17 protein-coding genes and 1 other annotated feature are annotated in these 16,482 nt (G+C 47.2%); of the genes, 3 read left to right on the plus strand and 14 right to left on the minus strand.

The features are described from left to right. Nucleotides 1-14: 14 nt before the first annotated feature. From araA to MHH76_RS15350, 3 genes are all read right to left on the minus strand, one after another. A complete protein-coding gene (araA, locus tag MHH76_RS15340) occupies nt 15-1,496 on the minus strand; it encodes an L-arabinose isomerase (RefSeq protein WP_025811007.1) in 1,482 nt (493 codons plus the stop codon). A gap of 260 nt (nt 1,497-1,756) precedes the next feature. Then, nucleotides 1,757-2,653 carry a glycoside hydrolase family 43 protein gene (locus MHH76_RS15345; RefSeq protein ID WP_224067380.1) on the minus strand — a complete coding sequence of 299 codons (897 nt, stop codon included), beginning with the start codon at nt 2,651-2,653 and terminating at the stop codon, nt 1,757-1,759. Between the two features lie 218 nt (nt 2,654-2,871). After that, nucleotides 2,872-3,957 (minus strand): M42 family metallopeptidase, encoded by a 1,086-nt coding sequence (locus MHH76_RS15350; RefSeq protein WP_020452527.1) that lies wholly within the window; start codon nt 3,955-3,957, stop codon nt 2,872-2,874. Between the two features lie 173 nt (nt 3,958-4,130). On the opposite strand from MHH76_RS15350, the gene MHH76_RS15355 reads away from it, so the two are divergent. Next, complete coding sequence (locus MHH76_RS15355) at nt 4,131-4,532, plus strand: hypothetical protein (RefSeq protein ID WP_023855473.1); 402 nt, start codon at nt 4,131-4,133, stop codon at nt 4,530-4,532. A gap of 15 nt (nt 4,533-4,547) precedes the next feature. Here MHH76_RS15355 and MHH76_RS15360 read toward each other — a convergent pair whose 3' ends face one another. The 6 genes from MHH76_RS15360 to lrgA form a co-directional block, all read right to left on the minus strand. Continuing rightward, nucleotides 4,548-4,811 (minus strand): DUF1294 domain-containing protein, encoded by a 264-nt coding sequence (locus tag MHH76_RS15360; RefSeq protein WP_020452529.1) that lies wholly within the window; start codon nt 4,809-4,811, stop codon nt 4,548-4,550. 124 nt (nt 4,812-4,935) lie between these two features. Next, entirely contained in the window at nt 4,936-5,295 is a 360-nt protein-coding gene (gene rplT / locus MHH76_RS15365) for a 50S ribosomal protein L20 (RefSeq protein ID WP_003184266.1), read from the minus strand. A 32-nt stretch (nt 5,296-5,327) separates the two neighbouring features. After that, complete coding sequence (rpmI, locus tag MHH76_RS15370; RefSeq protein ID WP_003184267.1) at nt 5,328-5,528, minus strand: 50S ribosomal protein L35; 201 nt, start codon at nt 5,526-5,528, stop codon at nt 5,328-5,330. A 17-nt stretch (nt 5,529-5,545) separates the two neighbouring features. Then, a complete protein-coding gene (infC, locus tag MHH76_RS15375) occupies nt 5,546-6,064 on the minus strand; it encodes a translation initiation factor IF-3 (RefSeq protein ID WP_116523372.1) in 519 nt (172 codons plus the stop codon). Between the two features lie 67 nt (nt 6,065-6,131). Further along, nucleotides 6,132-6,264, minus strand: a sequence feature (ribosomal protein L20 leader region). 135 nt (nt 6,265-6,399) lie between these two features. Then, nucleotides 6,400-7,083 carry an antiholin-like protein LrgB gene (gene lrgB, locus MHH76_RS15380; protein ID WP_020452531.1) on the minus strand — a complete coding sequence of 228 codons (684 nt, stop codon included), beginning with the start codon at nt 7,081-7,083 and terminating at the stop codon, nt 6,400-6,402. A 23-nt stretch (nt 7,084-7,106) separates the two neighbouring features. Then, nucleotides 7,107-7,520, minus strand: coding sequence for an antiholin-like murein hydrolase modulator LrgA (gene lrgA / locus MHH76_RS15385; RefSeq protein WP_020452532.1), 414 nt, complete (start codon nt 7,518-7,520; stop codon nt 7,107-7,109). 240 nt (nt 7,521-7,760) lie between these two features. Between lrgA and MHH76_RS15390 the strand changes: the two genes are divergently transcribed. Continuing rightward, nucleotides 7,761-9,311: an alkaline phosphatase D family protein gene (locus tag MHH76_RS15390; protein ID WP_043054427.1), complete on the plus strand. Its 1,551-nt coding sequence runs from the start codon at nt 7,761-7,763 to the stop codon at nt 9,309-9,311. Nucleotides 9,312-9,361: 50 nt separating this feature from the next. Here the strand turns inward: MHH76_RS15390 and MHH76_RS15395 are convergent, their stop codons facing one another. The 3 genes from MHH76_RS15395 to MHH76_RS15405 form a co-directional block, all read right to left on the minus strand. Next, entirely contained in the window at nt 9,362-10,084 is a 723-nt protein-coding gene (locus tag MHH76_RS15395; RefSeq protein WP_020452534.1) for a LytTR family DNA-binding domain-containing protein, read from the minus strand. Beyond that, on the minus strand, nt 10,059-11,843 hold the full coding sequence (locus tag MHH76_RS15400; RefSeq protein ID WP_059231047.1) for a sensor histidine kinase: 1,785 nt from the start codon (nt 11,841-11,843) through the stop codon (nt 10,059-10,061). Before MHH76_RS15400 ends, MHH76_RS15395 begins: the two co-directional genes overlap by 26 nt. 126 nt (nt 11,844-11,969) lie before the next feature. Further along, a complete protein-coding gene (locus MHH76_RS15405; protein WP_020452536.1) occupies nt 11,970-12,197 on the minus strand; it encodes a DUF3923 family protein in 228 nt (75 codons plus the stop codon). 259 nt (nt 12,198-12,456) lie between these two features. On the opposite strand from MHH76_RS15405, the gene MHH76_RS15410 reads away from it, so the two are divergent. Further along, the gene (locus MHH76_RS15410; protein WP_020452537.1) at nt 12,457-13,269 is read left to right on the plus strand and encodes an HAD family hydrolase; all 813 of its coding nucleotides are present in this window, start codon (nt 12,457-12,459) and stop codon (nt 13,267-13,269) included. Between the two features lie 31 nt (nt 13,270-13,300). On the opposite strand, the gene thrS is transcribed toward MHH76_RS15410, so the two are convergent. Then, a complete protein-coding gene (thrS, locus tag MHH76_RS15415) occupies nt 13,301-15,232 on the minus strand; it encodes a threonine--tRNA ligase (RefSeq protein ID WP_020452538.1) in 1,932 nt (643 codons plus the stop codon). Nucleotides 15,233-15,575: 343 nt separating this feature from the next. Continuing rightward, on the minus strand, nt 15,576-16,418 hold the full coding sequence (ytxC, locus tag MHH76_RS15420; protein ID WP_020452539.1) for a putative sporulation protein YtxC: 843 nt from the start codon (nt 16,416-16,418) through the stop codon (nt 15,576-15,578). Between the last annotated feature and the right edge of the window lie 64 nt (nt 16,419-16,482).

The raw sequence follows: 16,482 nt of genomic DNA on the forward strand, positions 1-16,482 counted from the left end.
AAGCCTTCACCCCCTTAAAACTTGCGAAGCCGATATGCAGCTTCACTCCATTTAAGTTCATTGCGAAGATTTAAAATCGTCGTATCGCGATTGATCAACACCGCTTCAATGCCTGACATTTCGGCCCAATCGAGTATCTGCTCGGCTGTCAGCTGATACGAAAGGCATGTATGGTGCGCACCGCCAGCCAAAATCCACGCTTCAGCCGATGTTCTCAAAGACGGCTGCGGCTTCCAAAGTACGCGCGCCACCGGAAGATTCGGCATATCATGCGGAACCTTCTCAGCTTCCACTTCATTGATGACAAGCCTGAAACGGCCGCCCAAATCGATGAGAGAGACATTGACCGCAGGGCCTGCAATTCCGTCGAACACGAGCCGCGCCGGATCGTCCTTTGCACCCATTGACAGCGGATGGACTTCAATTCTCGGTTTGTGATCGGCAATCGACGGGCACACTTCAAGCATGTGGGAGCCGAGAATCATTTCATTGCCCGGTTCAAAATGGTACGTGTAATCCTCCATAAATGACGTTTCTTTTCCGCCGGCCATCACTTTCATCATCCTGACGAGCGCAGCCGTTTTCCAATCTCCTTCTCCTCCGAAACCGTAGCCTTCGGCCATCAGGCGCTGAACGGCCAAACCTGGAAGCTGCTTCATACCGTGGAGGTCTTCAAAGGTTGTCGTAAAGGCCGTATAGCCCCCATTCGAAAGAAAGCGCTTTAATCCAAGCTCGATCCGCGCCTGCTCTTTGACGGATTCCCTTGCCTCTTCGCCTTCCGGCCACTCATAAAGCTCCTCATATTCGGAAATGAGCTCGTTCAGACTTTGTTCTGATACAGTATTGATCTCTGTGACGAGGTCGCCGATTCCATATCCGTCGACAGACCAGCCAAGCTGAATCTGCGCTTCAATCTTATCTCCTTCTGTTACCGCCACATTGCGCATGTTGTCCCCAAATCGGGCGACTTTGATATGACGGCTCTCAATATATGCGACCGCTGCGCTCATCCATTTGTCGATCGAGTGTTTGACGTCTCTGTCTTCCCAATACCCGGCAATGACTTTTCGCGGAATGCCCAATCTCGCTCCGATAAAGCCGTATTCGCGGTCGCCGTGTGCAGACTGATTAATATTCATGAAATCCATGTCGATTCTATCCCACGGAATGTCCCGGTTAAATTGGGTATGAAAATGGAGCAGCGGCTTATTCAGCTCGGACAGGCCCGGAATCCACATTTTCGCCGGTGAAAACGTATGCATCCAGGTAATGATGCCCGCGCACTCCTCGTCCCGGTTCGCCTCTTCAAACAGTTTTCTGACGCCGTCCAGCGAAGTGGCCACCGCTTTGTACTTGACTTGAAACCTTAAATGTCCGTCATTTAATCCGTTGCAGATCATTTTGGAATGCTCTTCCACCTCTTGTACGGCCTCTTCTCCATATAAATGCTGGCTGCCTGTCACAAACCAAAATACATGCGTCTTTTTTTGAATCAAATAGCTTCCTCCTCTTCTTTAAGGTTTCTGTGTAAAGATTAGCAAACTATTAAAACGCTTACAAAAAAACATGAATATACCTTATTCTCAAACTTATCGCGACTATATGTACGTACAACTAAACTCAAAAACATATTTGTACGAACAACTTCATTATATCATTTTGAAAAAAACTGTCAATTTAATTTCCAGTGTGTTTTTTATTTTTTTTGACAGATTTCAGAACAAAAAAACCGGTCGGAAAAATCGCCCGTCATCTGTTAATAAGTCGGCCACCCTTGGGAATCCCAGTACAAGTCGTTGATGAGCAGCTTCGATACACCATTGTCCAACGCGTCATAAGCGTGTCTGACAAGGATCGAGTTGTTCAGAACATCCTGATGTCCCGGCCCTTTCCAGCGGTCATTGCCGGAATCCAGGATCGTCCCTCCGCCGTTCATCATATTTTTGCCGCTTTTATCATAATAGGGTCCCGTAATGCTCGTTGAACGGCCGTACGCTATTTTATATGTGCTGTTCACCCCTTTACAGCAGCTGTCAAACGAGACAAATAAGTAATAGTAACCGTCTTTGTAGGTAATGTTCGGCGCTTCAACCGCTCCGCCGTTATTCGGCCTTGAGGCGATCGAATACAGACTTCCCGTCGGCTTCATCGTGTTTTTATCAAGCCTTGTCAGCTTGATGCCGGTCCAAAAGGAACCGAATGAGAGCCATGGATTCCCGTTATTGTCAATAACCAGATCAGGGTCAATGGCATTAAACTGATCACCGGATGTCGATCTGATGACCAGCCCGTCATCCCGCCATTGGCCGGATGAAATCCGGTCTGTCGATGCGAGTCCTATCGCTGATGTGTTTGAACCGAAAGACGATACAGAGTAATACAGCCAATACCGGCCGTTATAGTAGCTGATATCCGGCGCCCACTGATGCGGTTCATGATTTGGTACGTACATCTTCCACCAGGACAATGGAGCTGGAAAAATACTCGGGGCAGCACTCCAGTTTCTGCCGTCGGTTGACTTAATGACACGCAGCCCTGTACCGAGCCCGGTTCCAAATGTATACCACGTATTTCCCTCTTTAATGATGGAAGGGTCATGGATGAAATTGTCCCCCTTTGTGTCCCAAAACGCAGCCTTGCCTGATTCAGGCATCAAAAAAGCCAGCAGCAGTCCGAACATCAATCCTGTCAAAGACATTCTCCGCAACACATTTTTCATTCAAATCACACTCCTGTTCTTGTAAATGAAAAAACAATGCCTCCCTTTCTTTGTCAATTTTTCGAACAATGTTTATATATGTAAACGCTGTCTTTGACATTACAAAAAAAAGCTGACAGCTTATAAAATAAGCCTGTCAGCCACATCTTTCATCAGTCAAACGTAATATTTTGAACCGTCTCTTTATCCAATCGCTTAATCACTTCGGTAATTAATTTTACCGCATGTTCATAGTCATCCCGGTGAAGCATGGCTGCGTGCGTATGGATATACCTTGTTGCGATCGTGATCGACAGAGCAGGCACTCCGTTCGCGGTAAGGTGGATCGAGCCCGAATCTGTTCCTCCACCTGAGAGGGCGTCAAATTGATACGGAATGCCAGCTTCATCTGCAACATTCGTGACAAAGTCGCGAAGCCCTTTATGAGACACCATTGAAGCGTCATAAAGGATGATCTGCGGGCCTTTTCCCATTTTGCTTGTCGACTCTTTTTCCGTAATACCCGGCGTATCACCCGCGATTCCCACGTCAACACCGAAAGCAATATCAGGCTTGATCGTATGCGCGGCGGTTTTCGCGCCTCTCAGTCCGACTTCTTCCTGTACGGTTCCGACGCCGTAGACGACATTCGGGTGATCCGCTCCTTTCAGGTTTTTCAGCACATCGATCGCGATCGCGCAGCCGATACGGTTGTCCCATGCTTTGGCAAGCAGCATTTTTTCATTATTCATCACCGTAAATTCAAAGTAAGGAACGACCTGGTCTCCCGGAAGAACGCCCCACTCCATCGCTTCCTCTCTGTTCGACGCTCCGATATCGATAAACATATCTTTAATATCCACCGATTTTTTTCTTGCCTCCTGAGACAGGACATGAGGAGGTTTTGAACCGATGATACCGGTGATATCGCCTTTCTTCGTCACGACCGTCACACGCTGAGCCAGCATGACCTGGCTCCACCAGCCTCCAACCGTCTGAAAGCGGAGATAACCCCTGTCATCGATCCGCGTAACCATAAAACCGACCTCATCAAGATGGCCGGCAATCATAATCTTCGGTCCGTCAGCCTGTCCGGTCTTTTTAGCGATTAAGCTTCCCAGTCTGTCTGTCGTAACCTCGTCGGCAAACGGTTCTATGTACGATTTCATGACTTGTCTGGGTTCTTTTTCATTTGCAGGAATTCCTTTTGCATCTGTTAATTCCTTTAGCATCGTCAATGTTTCATCAAGCTTTGCCATCTCTATACAGCCTCCTTAATTAACCCTCATTTACTATTATACAGAAACATCCCTTTTCAATACGACCAATATTCTGTACAGCTTTTTTGGTTAAAAAATGAAACCTTGCGGGAACTGGTTCGTATATATTGGGATATACTCAAAATTACGTTCAAGGGAGGTTCTGTTTTAACATGATTGTCATCATATTGAGACTGGCTTTGCTGGCGCTTTTGGTTTACGTCGTGTACAGGGCCGTTCAATTTTTGGGGAGTCCGGACAGAAGGCTGAAATCAGCACAGGCCAAAAAACACTTTTATTTTTTGGACGAACAGAAAAATGCACGCAAAAATCTCAAGCTGACATTTAAAGGCGTGCTTTTCGAAGGAGAAAAACACATTCCTTCAAAAGACCATCCGCTGTTCATCCATACGATTTTTGTATGGACGGAAGCGCCTGAAGAAAAGCTCAGCTCTTTCACGGAAGAAGACTTCGCAGAATTGGAAGAAAACATTAAAGCCCACTATCCCGATTGCAAAATCGACTGGGATTCGAACATTCAAAAGTGGAGAAACAAAAAAGCAGAAGAGCAATAAGCCTCATCTGCTTTTTTAATTCATCATATAAAAATAGGTCAAAACGGCTTGCACGGCCAGCAAAAAAGGAATGCCAAGCCTGAAGGAAAGGTGTTTTGTCTTATGTCTGAACCGCATCATCCCGAACCAGACGCCTGCGGATCCGAAAGCGGCCGCAACGAGCCAGATGCGGCGCTCAGATACCCTCCATTTCCCAGTGACCGCTTTTTGCTTGTCTGCTTTCATTAAGAAAAAGCCGTATCCGTTTATGAGGATCGCGTAAATCCATATGAGAGTCATATTGTTCATTTCTCCTTGTTTCGCGGTTGGGGGCTTGCGGCGGCCGGTCTCACGAACCGTTTCACATCCCGCGCGAGTAGCTTCTAACAACAAAAGAAAAAGGCCGGGTTCCGGCCTTTTTCAATTATTTATTCAATTGCGCTTTAGCAGCGTCTGCAAGCTGATTGAATGCGTTCAAATCATTTACAGCAAGGTCAGCAAGCATTTTGCGGTTTACTTCGATACCGGAAAGCTTAAGACCGTGCATCAAACGGCTGTAAGAAAGACCGTTCATGCGTGCTGCAGCATTGATACGAGTGATCCACAGTTTGCGGAAATCGCGTTTTTTCTGACGACGGTCACGGAAAGCGTAGTTTCCTGATTTCATAACCTGCTGGTTAGCTACTTTATATAATGTATGTTTTGAACCAAAATAACCTTTTGCTAATTTGAGAACCTTTTTACGACGTTTGCGTGTAACAGTTCCGCCTTTTACTCTTGGCATTAGATTTCCCTCCTAATTATACCTTTTCCGAATTACTTAATGTTGGCAAGCTGCTGCTTGATGCGTTTGAAATCGCCGGCGCTTACGACTGCGCTTTTGCGAAGCTTGCGCTTTTGTTTTTGAGATTTATTTGCGAACAAGTGACTTGTATATGCATGAGAACGTTTCAGTTTCCCGGAACCTGTCTTTTTAAAACGTTTCGCAGATCCGCGGTGAGTTTTCATTTTTGGCATGGATGTTTCCTCCTTAATTACTTTTCAGTTTTAGGCGCGAGCACCAAGAACATGCTGCGGCCGTCCATTTTCGGCTTCGTTTCAACAGTCGCCACTTCCGCGCAGGCTTCTGAGAAACGGTCCAGCACGCGCTGTCCGATTTCTTTGTGCGTGATCGCACGGCCTTTAAAGCGGATGGACGCTTTCACTTTGTCCCCTTTTTCCAGGAACTTGATGGCGTTGCGAAGCTTTGTATTGAAATCATGTTCTTCAATACCAGGGCTCAGCCGAACTTCTTTTAAGTTAATGATTTTTTGATTTTTGCGTGCTTCCTTTTCCTTCTTCTGCTGCTCGAATCTGTACTTTCCGTAGTCCATGATCCGGCATACAGGCGGTTTTGCATTCGCTGCAACCAACACAAGGTCAAGATTTGCGCGACCCGCAATTTCCAGTGCTTCCTGGCGGGATTTGATCCCAAGCTGATCGCCATTTTGTCCGATCAAACGAACTTCACGCGCACGGATACCCTCATTAACCAATTGATCTTTGCTAATAATGAGCCACCTCCATAGAATCTTTGAATTGATTTCACAACTCATTTTGACCGTTTCTTTGCATTCCACAGGCAAACAAAAAGTGCGGGCATCGAAACACCCACACTGCGAACATTGCATAGAAAAATAAGAAATGTACGTTTAACCTGCCAACTACAAGAATGTGTCAATCAGGTGAGAAGCGGGTGCTTCTGCTTGTTGATATATATTCAATTCATTATCCATCTTACATAAACAAATCCTGCAAGTCAAGATATAAAATTTATCACAACATTTGCTATTATATCAGGACACATTTGAAATAGCAATGCTATTTTTTTATTTTTCTTTCACCGGCTCTATCCGCCGATCATTTGGACACATAACGGAACGACAAACACGGTCACGACGCCGACGACGACAACTGCAATACTCGCCATTGCCGCTTCGACTTCCCCCATTTCAATTCCGACGGCGACGCCGAGGGCATGTCCTGATGTTCCGAGCGCCAACCCTTTGGCGATCGGATGCTGCACTTTAAAGATCTTCAAAAAAAGCGCGCCGAGCGCATAGACGATCACTGCGTTAAAGATGACGGCGAAGGCCGTGATATCTTGAATGCCGCCGATCCCTTTTGATAAAGGAAGCGCAATCGCGGTCGTGGCGGCCTGAGGCAGCATGCTTTTCATGACGGCTCCGTCAAGATGGAGCGCGTTTGCGATTAGATAGACGACAGCAACCGAGCAGACAGAGCCCGCAATAATGGCGCCAAGGATTTGCAGCCAATATTTTTTCAAGCTTTCCACCTGTTTGTATAAAGGAATGGCGAACGCAATCGTGGCGGGCTCCAAAAAGAACTTAATGATGTCTCCGCCGCTCTTGTAGTCCTCATATGAAAAACCGCCGATTTTTAAAAATACGATCCCAAGAATCATCGCGACAAACAGAGGCGTGAACAAGAAAAAACCATTTGATTTTTTAAATAAAAAAGTGCCGATGCCAAATGCGGCCAGTGAAACGACGATACCGAAATAAGGTGTCATAGCGTTAATAACCTCCTATTGATTCAAGAAGCTGTTTTTTTGGCAGGTTCACCCCGGTTGTCCTGACGGTCCTTTTTGCTTGCAGACAGGATGAACTGTGAAAACAAGCCTGTCGCTGCAAGCAGAATGACGGTGGCCAGGAAAATCACGAGGACGATCGGCAGCCCGTATTTCTCCATGACACCGAGCGAGTTCATCACTGATATACCCGACGGAACGAATAAAAAACCGATCAGCGAAGTGAGCGCCGTGCCAAGCGATTCGACTTGTTCCAGCTTCAGTACGTTCGCACACAGCAATGCAAACAACATCACCAAGCCGATGACAGACGGAGGAATCGGGATGGGCAGAATCGCGGCGATTCCGTTTGAAACAAACATCATAACAGCAAAAATAAATGCCTGAGTTAAAAAGCCATATTCTTTTTTCCCCTTCATTTCGTTCACCTCTTTGGCTGTGTTGGGTTCATTATATAAAAAGGCCCCGGCCAAAAAAGCGTTTTCAAAATAACTTGCCGGATACCGCCCTTCAATTGCAGAAACGGGACGCTGAAATGCAAATTATTCTTCCGGCTTTGCACATTCTTCACAATTATTTAAATTCCAGAATGTGCTAATGGAGCAAAACAGATCGTATAGTGGTTAATGAGAAAACGATTGATGAGGAGGCTCTGACTCATGAACCATTCAAGAGGAGGGCGCTTTGTTCCGGCTGGCGAATTCGCATCTTTAGCAAGACGCGGCCTGATGCCTGAAGACGCTTCGATCGCCGCCGGCGCGCCCCGATTTGCAGATTATCCATTCAAGCTTGGAGTGGCTTCAGGTGACCCGCATCCCGACGGGGTTGTCATTTGGACGAGGCTTGCCCCCGATCCGCTTGCCGAAGACGGTTTAGGGGGAATGCCCGGCAGAGCCGTCCCTGTTCAGTGGGAAGTAGCCGAAGATGAACATTTCCGCAAAGTGGTGAAGCGCGGGACCGTCTCAGCGCTCGCTGAGCTCGCCCACTCCGTTCATGTTGAAGTGAACGGCTTAAAACCAGGAAGCTATTATTGGTACCGGTTTAAAGCGGGACGGGAAATCAGCCGGACAGGCCGTACAAAAACAGCGCCTTCCCCGCACGCCGACATTAAGGGAATGTCGTTCGCTCTCGCCTCGTGCCAAGCTTGGTACCACGGATATTTTACAGCTTACCGGCATATGGCCGAAGACCATCCGGACGTTGTTTTTTTCCTCGGAGACTATATTTACGAATATGCCATTAATGCTAAAAATCTTTTCCGCGATGTGACTTTATCTGCTGCCCATAACGCAAAAACCGTCACGCTCAGCCAATACAGACTCAGATATTCTCTTTTTAAGACAGACCCGGACCTCCAGGCCATTCATGCGCTGGCTCCCTGGGTTGTGACGATGGATGACCATGAGGTCGAAAACAATTATGCCGGCATCCATTCCCAATACAACACATCTCCGGACGATTTTCTCCGGCAGCGCGCAGCGGCGTACCAAGCTTTCTACGAAAATATCCCGATCCGCAGCACATCGATTCCAAATGGGCCTGACATGCTGATGTACAGGCGGTTCCGCTATGGAAACCTGGCTGAATTCAATGTTCTGGACACCCGGCAGTACCGCAATAATTTTCCGGCAAATGAGGCCGAACGGCTTGAGCCGTCACGCTCCATACTCGGATTTGACCAGGAGCGCTGGCTTTTTAACGGCTTGAGCCGGTCTGACACGGTGTGGAACTTTTTAGTCCAGCAAGTCGTCCTGGCTCAAATCGACCGCGATACAGGCCCCGGAGTTGAGTACAGCACAGACCAGTGGGACGGTTTTCCCGCTTGCCGCGACAGGCTTTTTTCCGCATACAAGGCATACGGCATCCAAAACCCCGTTGTGCTGACAGGAGATATTCACAGACATGCCGCTGCCGACTTAAAGGAGAACTTCGACGATGCGGGCTCAGCGACAATCGGAACCGAGCTGATCACAACTTCGATATCTTCAGACGCTGACGGCAGCGAGACCGATTCATTGGCGCCGATCTGGCTCGGAAACCCGCATGTCAAACTGTACAATGCGCAGCGCGGCTATGTTCGCTGCCGCTTGACGCCCCGGCAGCTTGAAGCCGACTTTCAGGTTCTTCCTTATATCACACGGCCCGGCGCCCCAGTCTCAACTTATGCCACATTCTCCATAGAAGCGGGACGGCCCGGGCTTCAGTGCTAAAAAACGGCGGTGAATGACGAATTCAGTCTTTCACCGCCGCTGATCATTTTTTACACCATATGCAGCCGTTTTTTCAGCTCTTTCGCGTATGTACGGCTGACAGGAATCGTGGAGCCGTCTTTCATCAGGAGGTTGTATGTCGAATTGAACCAGGGTTTGACTTCTTTAATATGATCCATATTTGCGAGAAAGCTTCTATGCACCCTGATCAACGCCGTCTGTGAAAGCTTTTGTTCGAGAACGACTAATGTATCGTGAACCGTGTATGCCTGATCAAAGGTTTTCACTGTGACGTGTCCGTCTTCTAACCCGGCGTATACGATTTCGTCCGGATCGAGAATGACGATCGCTTCGTCAATGCTGAGAGCCAGCCTGTGGCGGCCCGCAAGCTGCTGCCCCTCCTGATGGCCGGGACGCATCCTTTTATATTTTTGGATCGTCTGTCTGATTCGCTCCTCATCAAACGGCTTTGTCAAATAATCGACCGCATCCACTTCAAATGCTTTCAGCGCATATTCATCATAAGCGGTCGCAAAAACGACAGCCGGAGGCGCCGACATTTTTTTCAGCCGCTTCGCAATGTCAAAACCGTTCTCCCCAGACAAATCGATGTCCAAGAAAAGAATATCAGGTTTGTGATCCGCCATTTTGTCAAACGCTTCTTCGATATGTTCAGCTTCATCGACCGCAACCACTTCTTCGGTCTGCTCTAATAAATATCTCAGCTCGTCTCGCGCAAACATTTCATCATCCACGATTAATACCTTGAGCATCTCTGTTCCCCTCTCTTTCGATTTGAAAAGGAATCTTAAAGGATATCTCTGTTCCTCTATCAGGTTCGCTGGCAAGCTCGAGGGCAGCCTGGTGCCCGAACAAACCGGTAAGCCGCTGATTCACATTGTAAAGCGCCGTCCCGTTCCCTTCTTTTGAAGGTGCGGGCGCCTGTCCCAGCTGTCCAAGCAGCTCGGGATCAATTCCCCTGCCGTTGTCTGACACTTTCATCAAAACGCCGTCCTGCTCTCTCACAGCGCATACTTTTACCGTGCATACCTTTTGTTTTCTCGGGAATGCATGGCGAAGCGCGTTTTCAACAAGCAGCTGCAATATAAATGGAGGAATTTCCATGCTTTCAAGACCGTCCTCGATATGAAAATCAATATGATACTTGCCAGGGAACCGGGCCTGCTCCAATGATAAATAGGCTTCCAGGTGGTTCAGCTCTTTTGAGAGCGGAATCATCAGCTGCCTGGCTCCCTGCAGATTGGAACGAAAATAAACGCTCAACTGCAGGAGGAGTTTCCGCGTTTTTTCGGGATCTGTCCTGCACAGAGCAGAAATCGTATGGATGGCATTAAATAAAAAGTGCGGATTGACCTGCGCTTGAAGCGCCTTGATTTCGGCATCTTTCAAAAGCTTGCTTTGCAGCTCAGCCTCACCGAGTTCTAGCTGAGTGGAAAAAAGCATGGCAAGCCCTTCGGCGAGCTCTTCCGTCACACGGTTAAGACCGGACGGATGCTTAAAGTACAGCTTCAGCGTGCCGATTGTTTCGCGGTTGGAGAAGAGCGGCAGTACGATCGCCGCCTGCAGCGGACAAGAACGGTGCGCACACTCGATTTCATCGCGCGACTTCACTTTCATGACCTTTCCGGTTTGAATGACTTTTTTCGATAAACCGGTGATCAGATTTTTCGAAGGAATATGATGATCTGCTCCATCTCCGACATGAGCGAGAATGTTCTCTCTGTCCGTAATCGATACGGCATCCGTCCCCGTCATCCGGTGAATAATGAGAGCGGCGCTTTTGCAGGAATCCTCATTCAGTCCCCGGCGGAAAAAAGGAAGCGTCTGATCCGCTATCGAAAACACCTTATGGGTCTGAACGGCCCGCGCCTGTTCCTCTTTGCGGATAATAGACTGAATGATCGATAGAAAAATAAAGCTGCCCGTCCCGTTGACAATCATCATCGGAATGCCGATCATCTGAACGAGCGCAATAGCCTCAGCCTGCGGTCTTGCAAGTACGAGAATCATCAGCATTTGCAGACCCTCCATACAAATACCCGCCAGAGCGGCTACCCTTGGTGTCACCATCTGATGCCGTTTCCTGAAAAAGCTGCCGATATAACCGGCGATGACGCCAGCCAGCAGTGAAGAAACCGCACAGCTCAAAGCTGTCGTCCCTCCCAGTGAAAAACGGTGAATGCCTGACAATAGCCCGACACCCGCTCCGACAAACGGCCCTCCGATCAGACCGCCGATTTCGACACCGAGAATTCTCGTATTGGCAATCGAGCTTGATGGATCGATCGCAAAAATCCAATCATTGTTCAAAATCTTATGTTCCCGGATTTCAATGCCTGTATAGTTGCTGATGATGCTGAACAGGGAAAAAATGAAGATGAGAACCCCTTTTCCCTTATACCCTTCCGGATGCTGGAGGTGCTGACGGAACACCTTCATATGGGCCAACATAAAGCCCAGGATAACGATGATCCCCACTCTCTCCAGCATCATGATCATGAGTTGAATCATGTACTTCCCCTTGCTTTCTTTCTGTATCGGAATTTGCTCTTATTCTATCATACCTCTTTTTATTCACACTTTGACGCGGCATGCTTTACAAAATAAAAAAGGCAGCAAACAATTGCTGCCTTTACCTTATTTGCTGCTACCCGTTTTCAAATTAACAATCAGCCACACAACTTGAATAATGAATGGAAATATAAATGCAATCAATAAAACGATAAACGCTATTAATTTAAGCTCAGGCGTTTGAGTAACACCGGCGCCATCAACATCTCTCAGCCACACGAGAGCCGTCCCCATTACAAAAACGGCCATCCAAAATATGTTGCAAATCCACCAAAATATCCATCGTTTTTTCACAAAACCATTCCTTCCATTTCTACACTGTATCTGCTTCTTCTGTCCGCATGTGAGCCCGTTATCACGAACATAAGATGCATCTTAAAAATCCCCTGCATTTCCAAACAATAGAAACCCGTTTCATTCTATCATATTCGAGAAGCTTTCACACTTTGACACTGCATTACATCACATTCTTAAATTCATTTCTTTCACATCCATTTAATCTATTGTAAAATAAATAAGAGAATTCTATAAATTAATGGCAGAGGAGAAGATCATGAAAGCCGTATTTTTTGATTTAGACGATACATTGCTCTGGGATGAAAAAAGCGTCAGCACAGCATTTTCCAAAACGTGTCTTAAAGCTGAAGAAAAATACGGAATCCATGCGGAAGAATTTGAAGCAGCGGTCCGCGAAGCAGCGCGAAAGCTTTACACGTCTTATGAAACATATCCATACACCGTCATGATCGGCATCAACCCATTTGAAGGCCTGTGGTCAAACTTCAGCGAGCCGATCAGCGAAGGCTTTCAAAAACTGAACAAAATTGTTCCTGAATACAGAAAAAACGCATGGACAAACGGATTGAAGGCGTTTGGCATCGACGATCCCGCCTTCGGGGAAGAACTCGGCGAATATTTCGCCGCAGTGCGCCGAAAGAGCCCTTTCGTGTATGAAGAAACATTTGCCGTTTTAGATGAACTGAAAGGAAAAGTAGAGCTTCTTTTGCTGACAAACGGCGATCCGAGCCTGCAGAAAGAAAAGTTGGCAGGCGTACCGGAACTTGCTCCTTATTTTAATGAAATCGTCATTTCCGGTGAATTCGGAAAAGGAAAGCCTGATCCAAGCATATTTGAACACTGCCTCAGCCTCCTCGGCATGACAAAGGATGATGCCGTGATGGTCGGAGACAACTTGAACACCGACATTCTCGGGGCTTCCAGAGCGGGCATTCAAACCGTCTGGGTCAACCGCAAAGGCAAAAAGAATGAAACTGACCTTACACCCGATCACGAAATCAGCCATTTGAGCGAACTGTTCGATATCCTCCGCGGAAAAACAGCCGACAAACTAAGCAAAAAAGCATGACTCCCGAGCGGGAATCATGCTTTTTTCTCGTTTATTTCTTTGCTTCTGCAACGGCTTTTTTAATGAAGTCTGCAAAGGCAACTGTTTCTGATTTTTGCTCTCCGTATTTGCGGACGTTGACGGCTTCGTTTTCAACTTCCTGGTCGCCGACGACAAGCATGTACGGGATTTTTTGCATCTGTGCTTCACGGATTTTATAGCCGATTTTCTCGTCACGGATATCGACTTCAACGCGAAGTCCTTCACGCTGCAGGCGCTCTTGAACTTTTTTGGCGTAGTCAAGATGCACGGACGGCGATACAGGGATGACCTGGAACTGAACAGGGGCAAGCCATGTCGGCAATGCGCCTTTATGCTCCTCAATTAAGAAAGCGACAAACCGTTCCATTGTGGAAACGACACCTCTGTGAATGACGACCGGACGATGAGGTTTTCCGTCTTCTCCGACATATGTCAGATCAAATTTTTCAGGAAGAAGGAAGTCCAGCTGTACAGTTGACAGTGTTTCCTCTTTTCCGATTGCTGTTTTGACCTGAACGTCAAGCTTCGGTCCGTAGAACGCCGCTTCCCCTTCGGCTTCGTAATAATCGTGTCCGATCTCGTCCATCGCTTCCTTCAGCATCGATTGCGCTCTGTTCCACATTTCATCGTCATCGTAATATTTCTCTGTATCTTCAGGGTCGCGGTAAGACAAGCGGAATGAGTACTGCTCAAGGCCAAAGTCTTCATACACTTCCTGAATCAGGCGGACAGTGCGGATGAACTCTTCCTTAATTTGATCGGGACGGACGAAAATGTGCGCGTCATTCAAAGTCATCCCGCGAACACGCTGCAGACCTGAGAGAGCGCCTGACATTTCGTAGCGGTGCATCGTTCCGAGCTCCGCGATCCGGATCGGCAGTTCACGGTAGCTGTGAATGTCGTTTTTATAAATCATCATATGATGCGGACAGTTCATCGGTCGAAGCGTCAATGTTTCATTGTCCATTTCAATCGGAGGGAACATTGTGTCTTGATAATGATCCCAATGCCCTGACGTTTCGTAAAGTTCTTTGCTGCCAAGGACAGGGGTATACACGTGCTCATAGCCGAGCGCAAGCTCTTTGTCAACGATATAGCGCTCGATGACGCGTCTGATGGTTGCACCCTTTGGCAGCCAAAGCGGCAGCCCTTGCCCTACCTTTTGCGAAATCGCAAACAGCTTCAGTTCTTTTCCGAGCTTTCTGTGGTCGCGTTCTTTTGCTTCCTCAAGGAGGCGAAGATGCTCATCAAGCTCCGCTTTTTTGAAGAAAGCCGTACCATAAATGCGCTGGAGCATCTTGTTGTTGCTGTCTCCGCGCCAGTATGCTCCCGCAAGGCTCAGCAGTTTGAACTCCTTGATTTTTCCTGTCGAAGGAACGTGAACACCGCGGCACAAATCGAAGAATTCGCCTTGTTCATAGATCGATACCGTTTCACCTTCCGGAATCGCATCAAGCAGTTCCAATTTCAAATCATCGCCGATTTCGGCAAACCGGGCTCTGGCTTCCTCACGGCTGACTTCTTTTCTTACGATCGGCAGATTTTCGCCAACGATTTTTTTCATTTCCTTCTCAATCTTCGGAAGGTCTTCCGGAGTCAGCGCTTCTTCCATATCCACATCGTAGTAGAAGCCGTTTTCAATGACCGGACCCACGCCGAGTTTCACGTTTTTATACAGGCGCTTGATCGCCTGGGCCATTAAGTGTGCAGTACTGTGGCGCATGATTTCAAGCGCTTCTTCGCTGCCTTCTGTAATGATTTCGATGGCGCCGTCCTCAAGGATCGGTGCGCGCAGATCGATTTCTTTGCCGTTTAATTTCCCCGCTATTGATTTTTTCTTTAAGCCGGGACTGATTGATGCCGCGATATCTTCTGTTGTCGTCGTTTTTGCAAACTCCTTAACCGCTCCGTCAGGAAATTTGATTTTTACCATATCTGACATCCTAGTCACTCCTTTTTTTTACAAAATAAAAAATCCCCGTCCCCCTATGAAAGGGACGAGGATTAATAAACGGAATTCGTGGTTCCACCCTTTTTCCCGAAAACGCAAAAAACCCGTCGCGCTCTCGGCTTTCGGTTCTGTAACGGGAAGTCCCGTCAGTCATTACTAGACACATTGCCGTTCACAACTGATGTTCAAAGGCGGTAAAAAAATGCTCCTTGGCTTAAGAGACTTTCAGCCGTGGTCTCCCTCTCTGTCAAACCGGTGTTCATCTTTTCATGTCCTTATCGATACATAATATCTTTAAGTTTACATCGTATTATAAATCGTTTTTCACACAAAATCAAGAATGCTCTTCCAAAATGTTTTCTCGCGGATGAAAGGCGTCAAGCGAAAGAATCCGTACGCGCTCCTGAAAAATATTTTGAATGGTCTGAACCATGGCGTGTTCCCGGTCTTCTGTATAGAGGTCTATTTTTTCCGGCGCAATCGATACGAGCGGAGCCAGGAGATGGGAATCAATATACATCGGGTGTTCTCTTACGAACCGCCTGTCTATGTATTTTTTTTGTTCCCGTTCAGAAATATACTTTAATTCCCACAATACAAAATAACCGTCGTGCACAATGCGGACATGGTCAAGCATCGGCTCTTTCGACATGACGTAGTCTCTCAGCGATTGAATGAATGTCTGATATTCCTGTTCCATTTTATACTCGTCAATTGCCGCCTCCACATAAGACCTGAGGCGTTCATAATACCTCCCGAGGCGAAATGTCATAAAAGACCGAATGGAAAAGACGTTTTCCTCAAGACAAATCGTTTGGAGCTCCTGAATGATGTAATGTTCGCGAGGGGTGTCGTCCTTGTTGAGAGGAAGCCCTTCAAGTTCGCCCTCCATAATGCTGTGGGCCAGTTGAAGAATCTGCTGCTGTTCATCCCGGTCCAAAAAGTAATAATCGCCTTCAATAACCGAAAGCATGTATTCGTCTTCTTTGCATTCTGTAAAAAATCTCGTCAGAACCGGCTCAATATAGGCCTGAATACTGACAGAGGAATGGGTCTTTTCAATTCCGATCTTCCCTGGTGCTTCGTGAATCTTGATATGCCGGTTCGCATCCGCATTGCGAAGGAGATGCAAAAACGCGGCTGTATCATAATCATCTTCAAATGTAATTTCAAGCATGTTTGTCCCCCCTAACAACATCTGATACATGTATATGGGGGTGACAAATAAAATAGACGTAAAA

Origin of the sequence: Bacillus sp. FSL L8-0193, assembly GCF_037976065.1 — a bacterium.
GTDB lineage: Bacteria > Bacillota > Bacilli > Bacillales > Bacillaceae > Bacillus > Bacillus paralicheniformis.

What these genes read in the sequence shown, in the direction of transcription:
- MHH76_RS15410 (WP_020452537.1), top strand. Translation starts at nt 12,457, where the DNA reads ATGAAAGCCGTATTTTTTGATTTAGACGATACATTGCTCTGGGATGAA.
- MHH76_RS15390 (WP_043054427.1), top strand. Translation starts at nt 7,761, where the DNA reads ATGAACCATTCAAGAGGAGGGCGCTTTGTTCCGGCTGGCGAATTCGCA.
- MHH76_RS15400 (WP_059231047.1), bottom strand. Translation starts at nt 11,843, where the DNA reads ATGATTCAACTCATGATCATGATGCTGGAGAGAGTGGGGATCATCGTT.
- MHH76_RS15360 (WP_020452529.1), bottom strand. Translation starts at nt 4,811, where the DNA reads ATGACTCTCATATGGATTTACGCGATCCTCATAAACGGATACGGCTTT.
- lrgA (WP_020452532.1), bottom strand. Translation starts at nt 7,520, where the DNA reads ATGAAGGGGAAAAAAGAATATGGCTTTTTAACTCAGGCATTTATTTTT.
- rpmI (WP_003184267.1), bottom strand. Translation starts at nt 5,528, where the DNA reads ATGCCAAAAATGAAAACTCACCGCGGATCTGCGAAACGTTTTAAAAAG.
- MHH76_RS15355 (WP_023855473.1), top strand. Translation starts at nt 4,131, where the DNA reads ATGATTGTCATCATATTGAGACTGGCTTTGCTGGCGCTTTTGGTTTAC.
- MHH76_RS15395 (WP_020452534.1), bottom strand. Translation starts at nt 10,084, where the DNA reads ATGCTCAAGGTATTAATCGTGGATGATGAAATGTTTGCGCGAGACGAG.
- MHH76_RS15350 (WP_020452527.1), bottom strand. Translation starts at nt 3,957, where the DNA reads ATGGCAAAGCTTGATGAAACATTGACGATGCTAAAGGAATTAACAGAT.
- lrgB (WP_020452531.1), bottom strand. Translation starts at nt 7,083, where the DNA reads ATGACACCTTATTTCGGTATCGTCGTTTCACTGGCCGCATTTGGCATC.
- ytxC (WP_020452539.1), bottom strand. Translation starts at nt 16,418, where the DNA reads ATGCTTGAAATTACATTTGAAGATGATTATGATACAGCCGCGTTTTTG.
- rplT (WP_003184266.1), bottom strand. Translation starts at nt 5,295, where the DNA reads ATGCCAAGAGTAAAAGGCGGAACTGTTACACGCAAACGTCGTAAAAAG.
- MHH76_RS15345 (WP_224067380.1), bottom strand. Translation starts at nt 2,653, where the DNA reads ATGCCTGAATCAGGCAAGGCTGCGTTTTGGGACACAAAGGGGGACAAT.
- thrS (WP_020452538.1), bottom strand. Translation starts at nt 15,232, where the DNA reads ATGTCAGATATGGTAAAAATCAAATTTCCTGACGGAGCGGTTAAGGAG.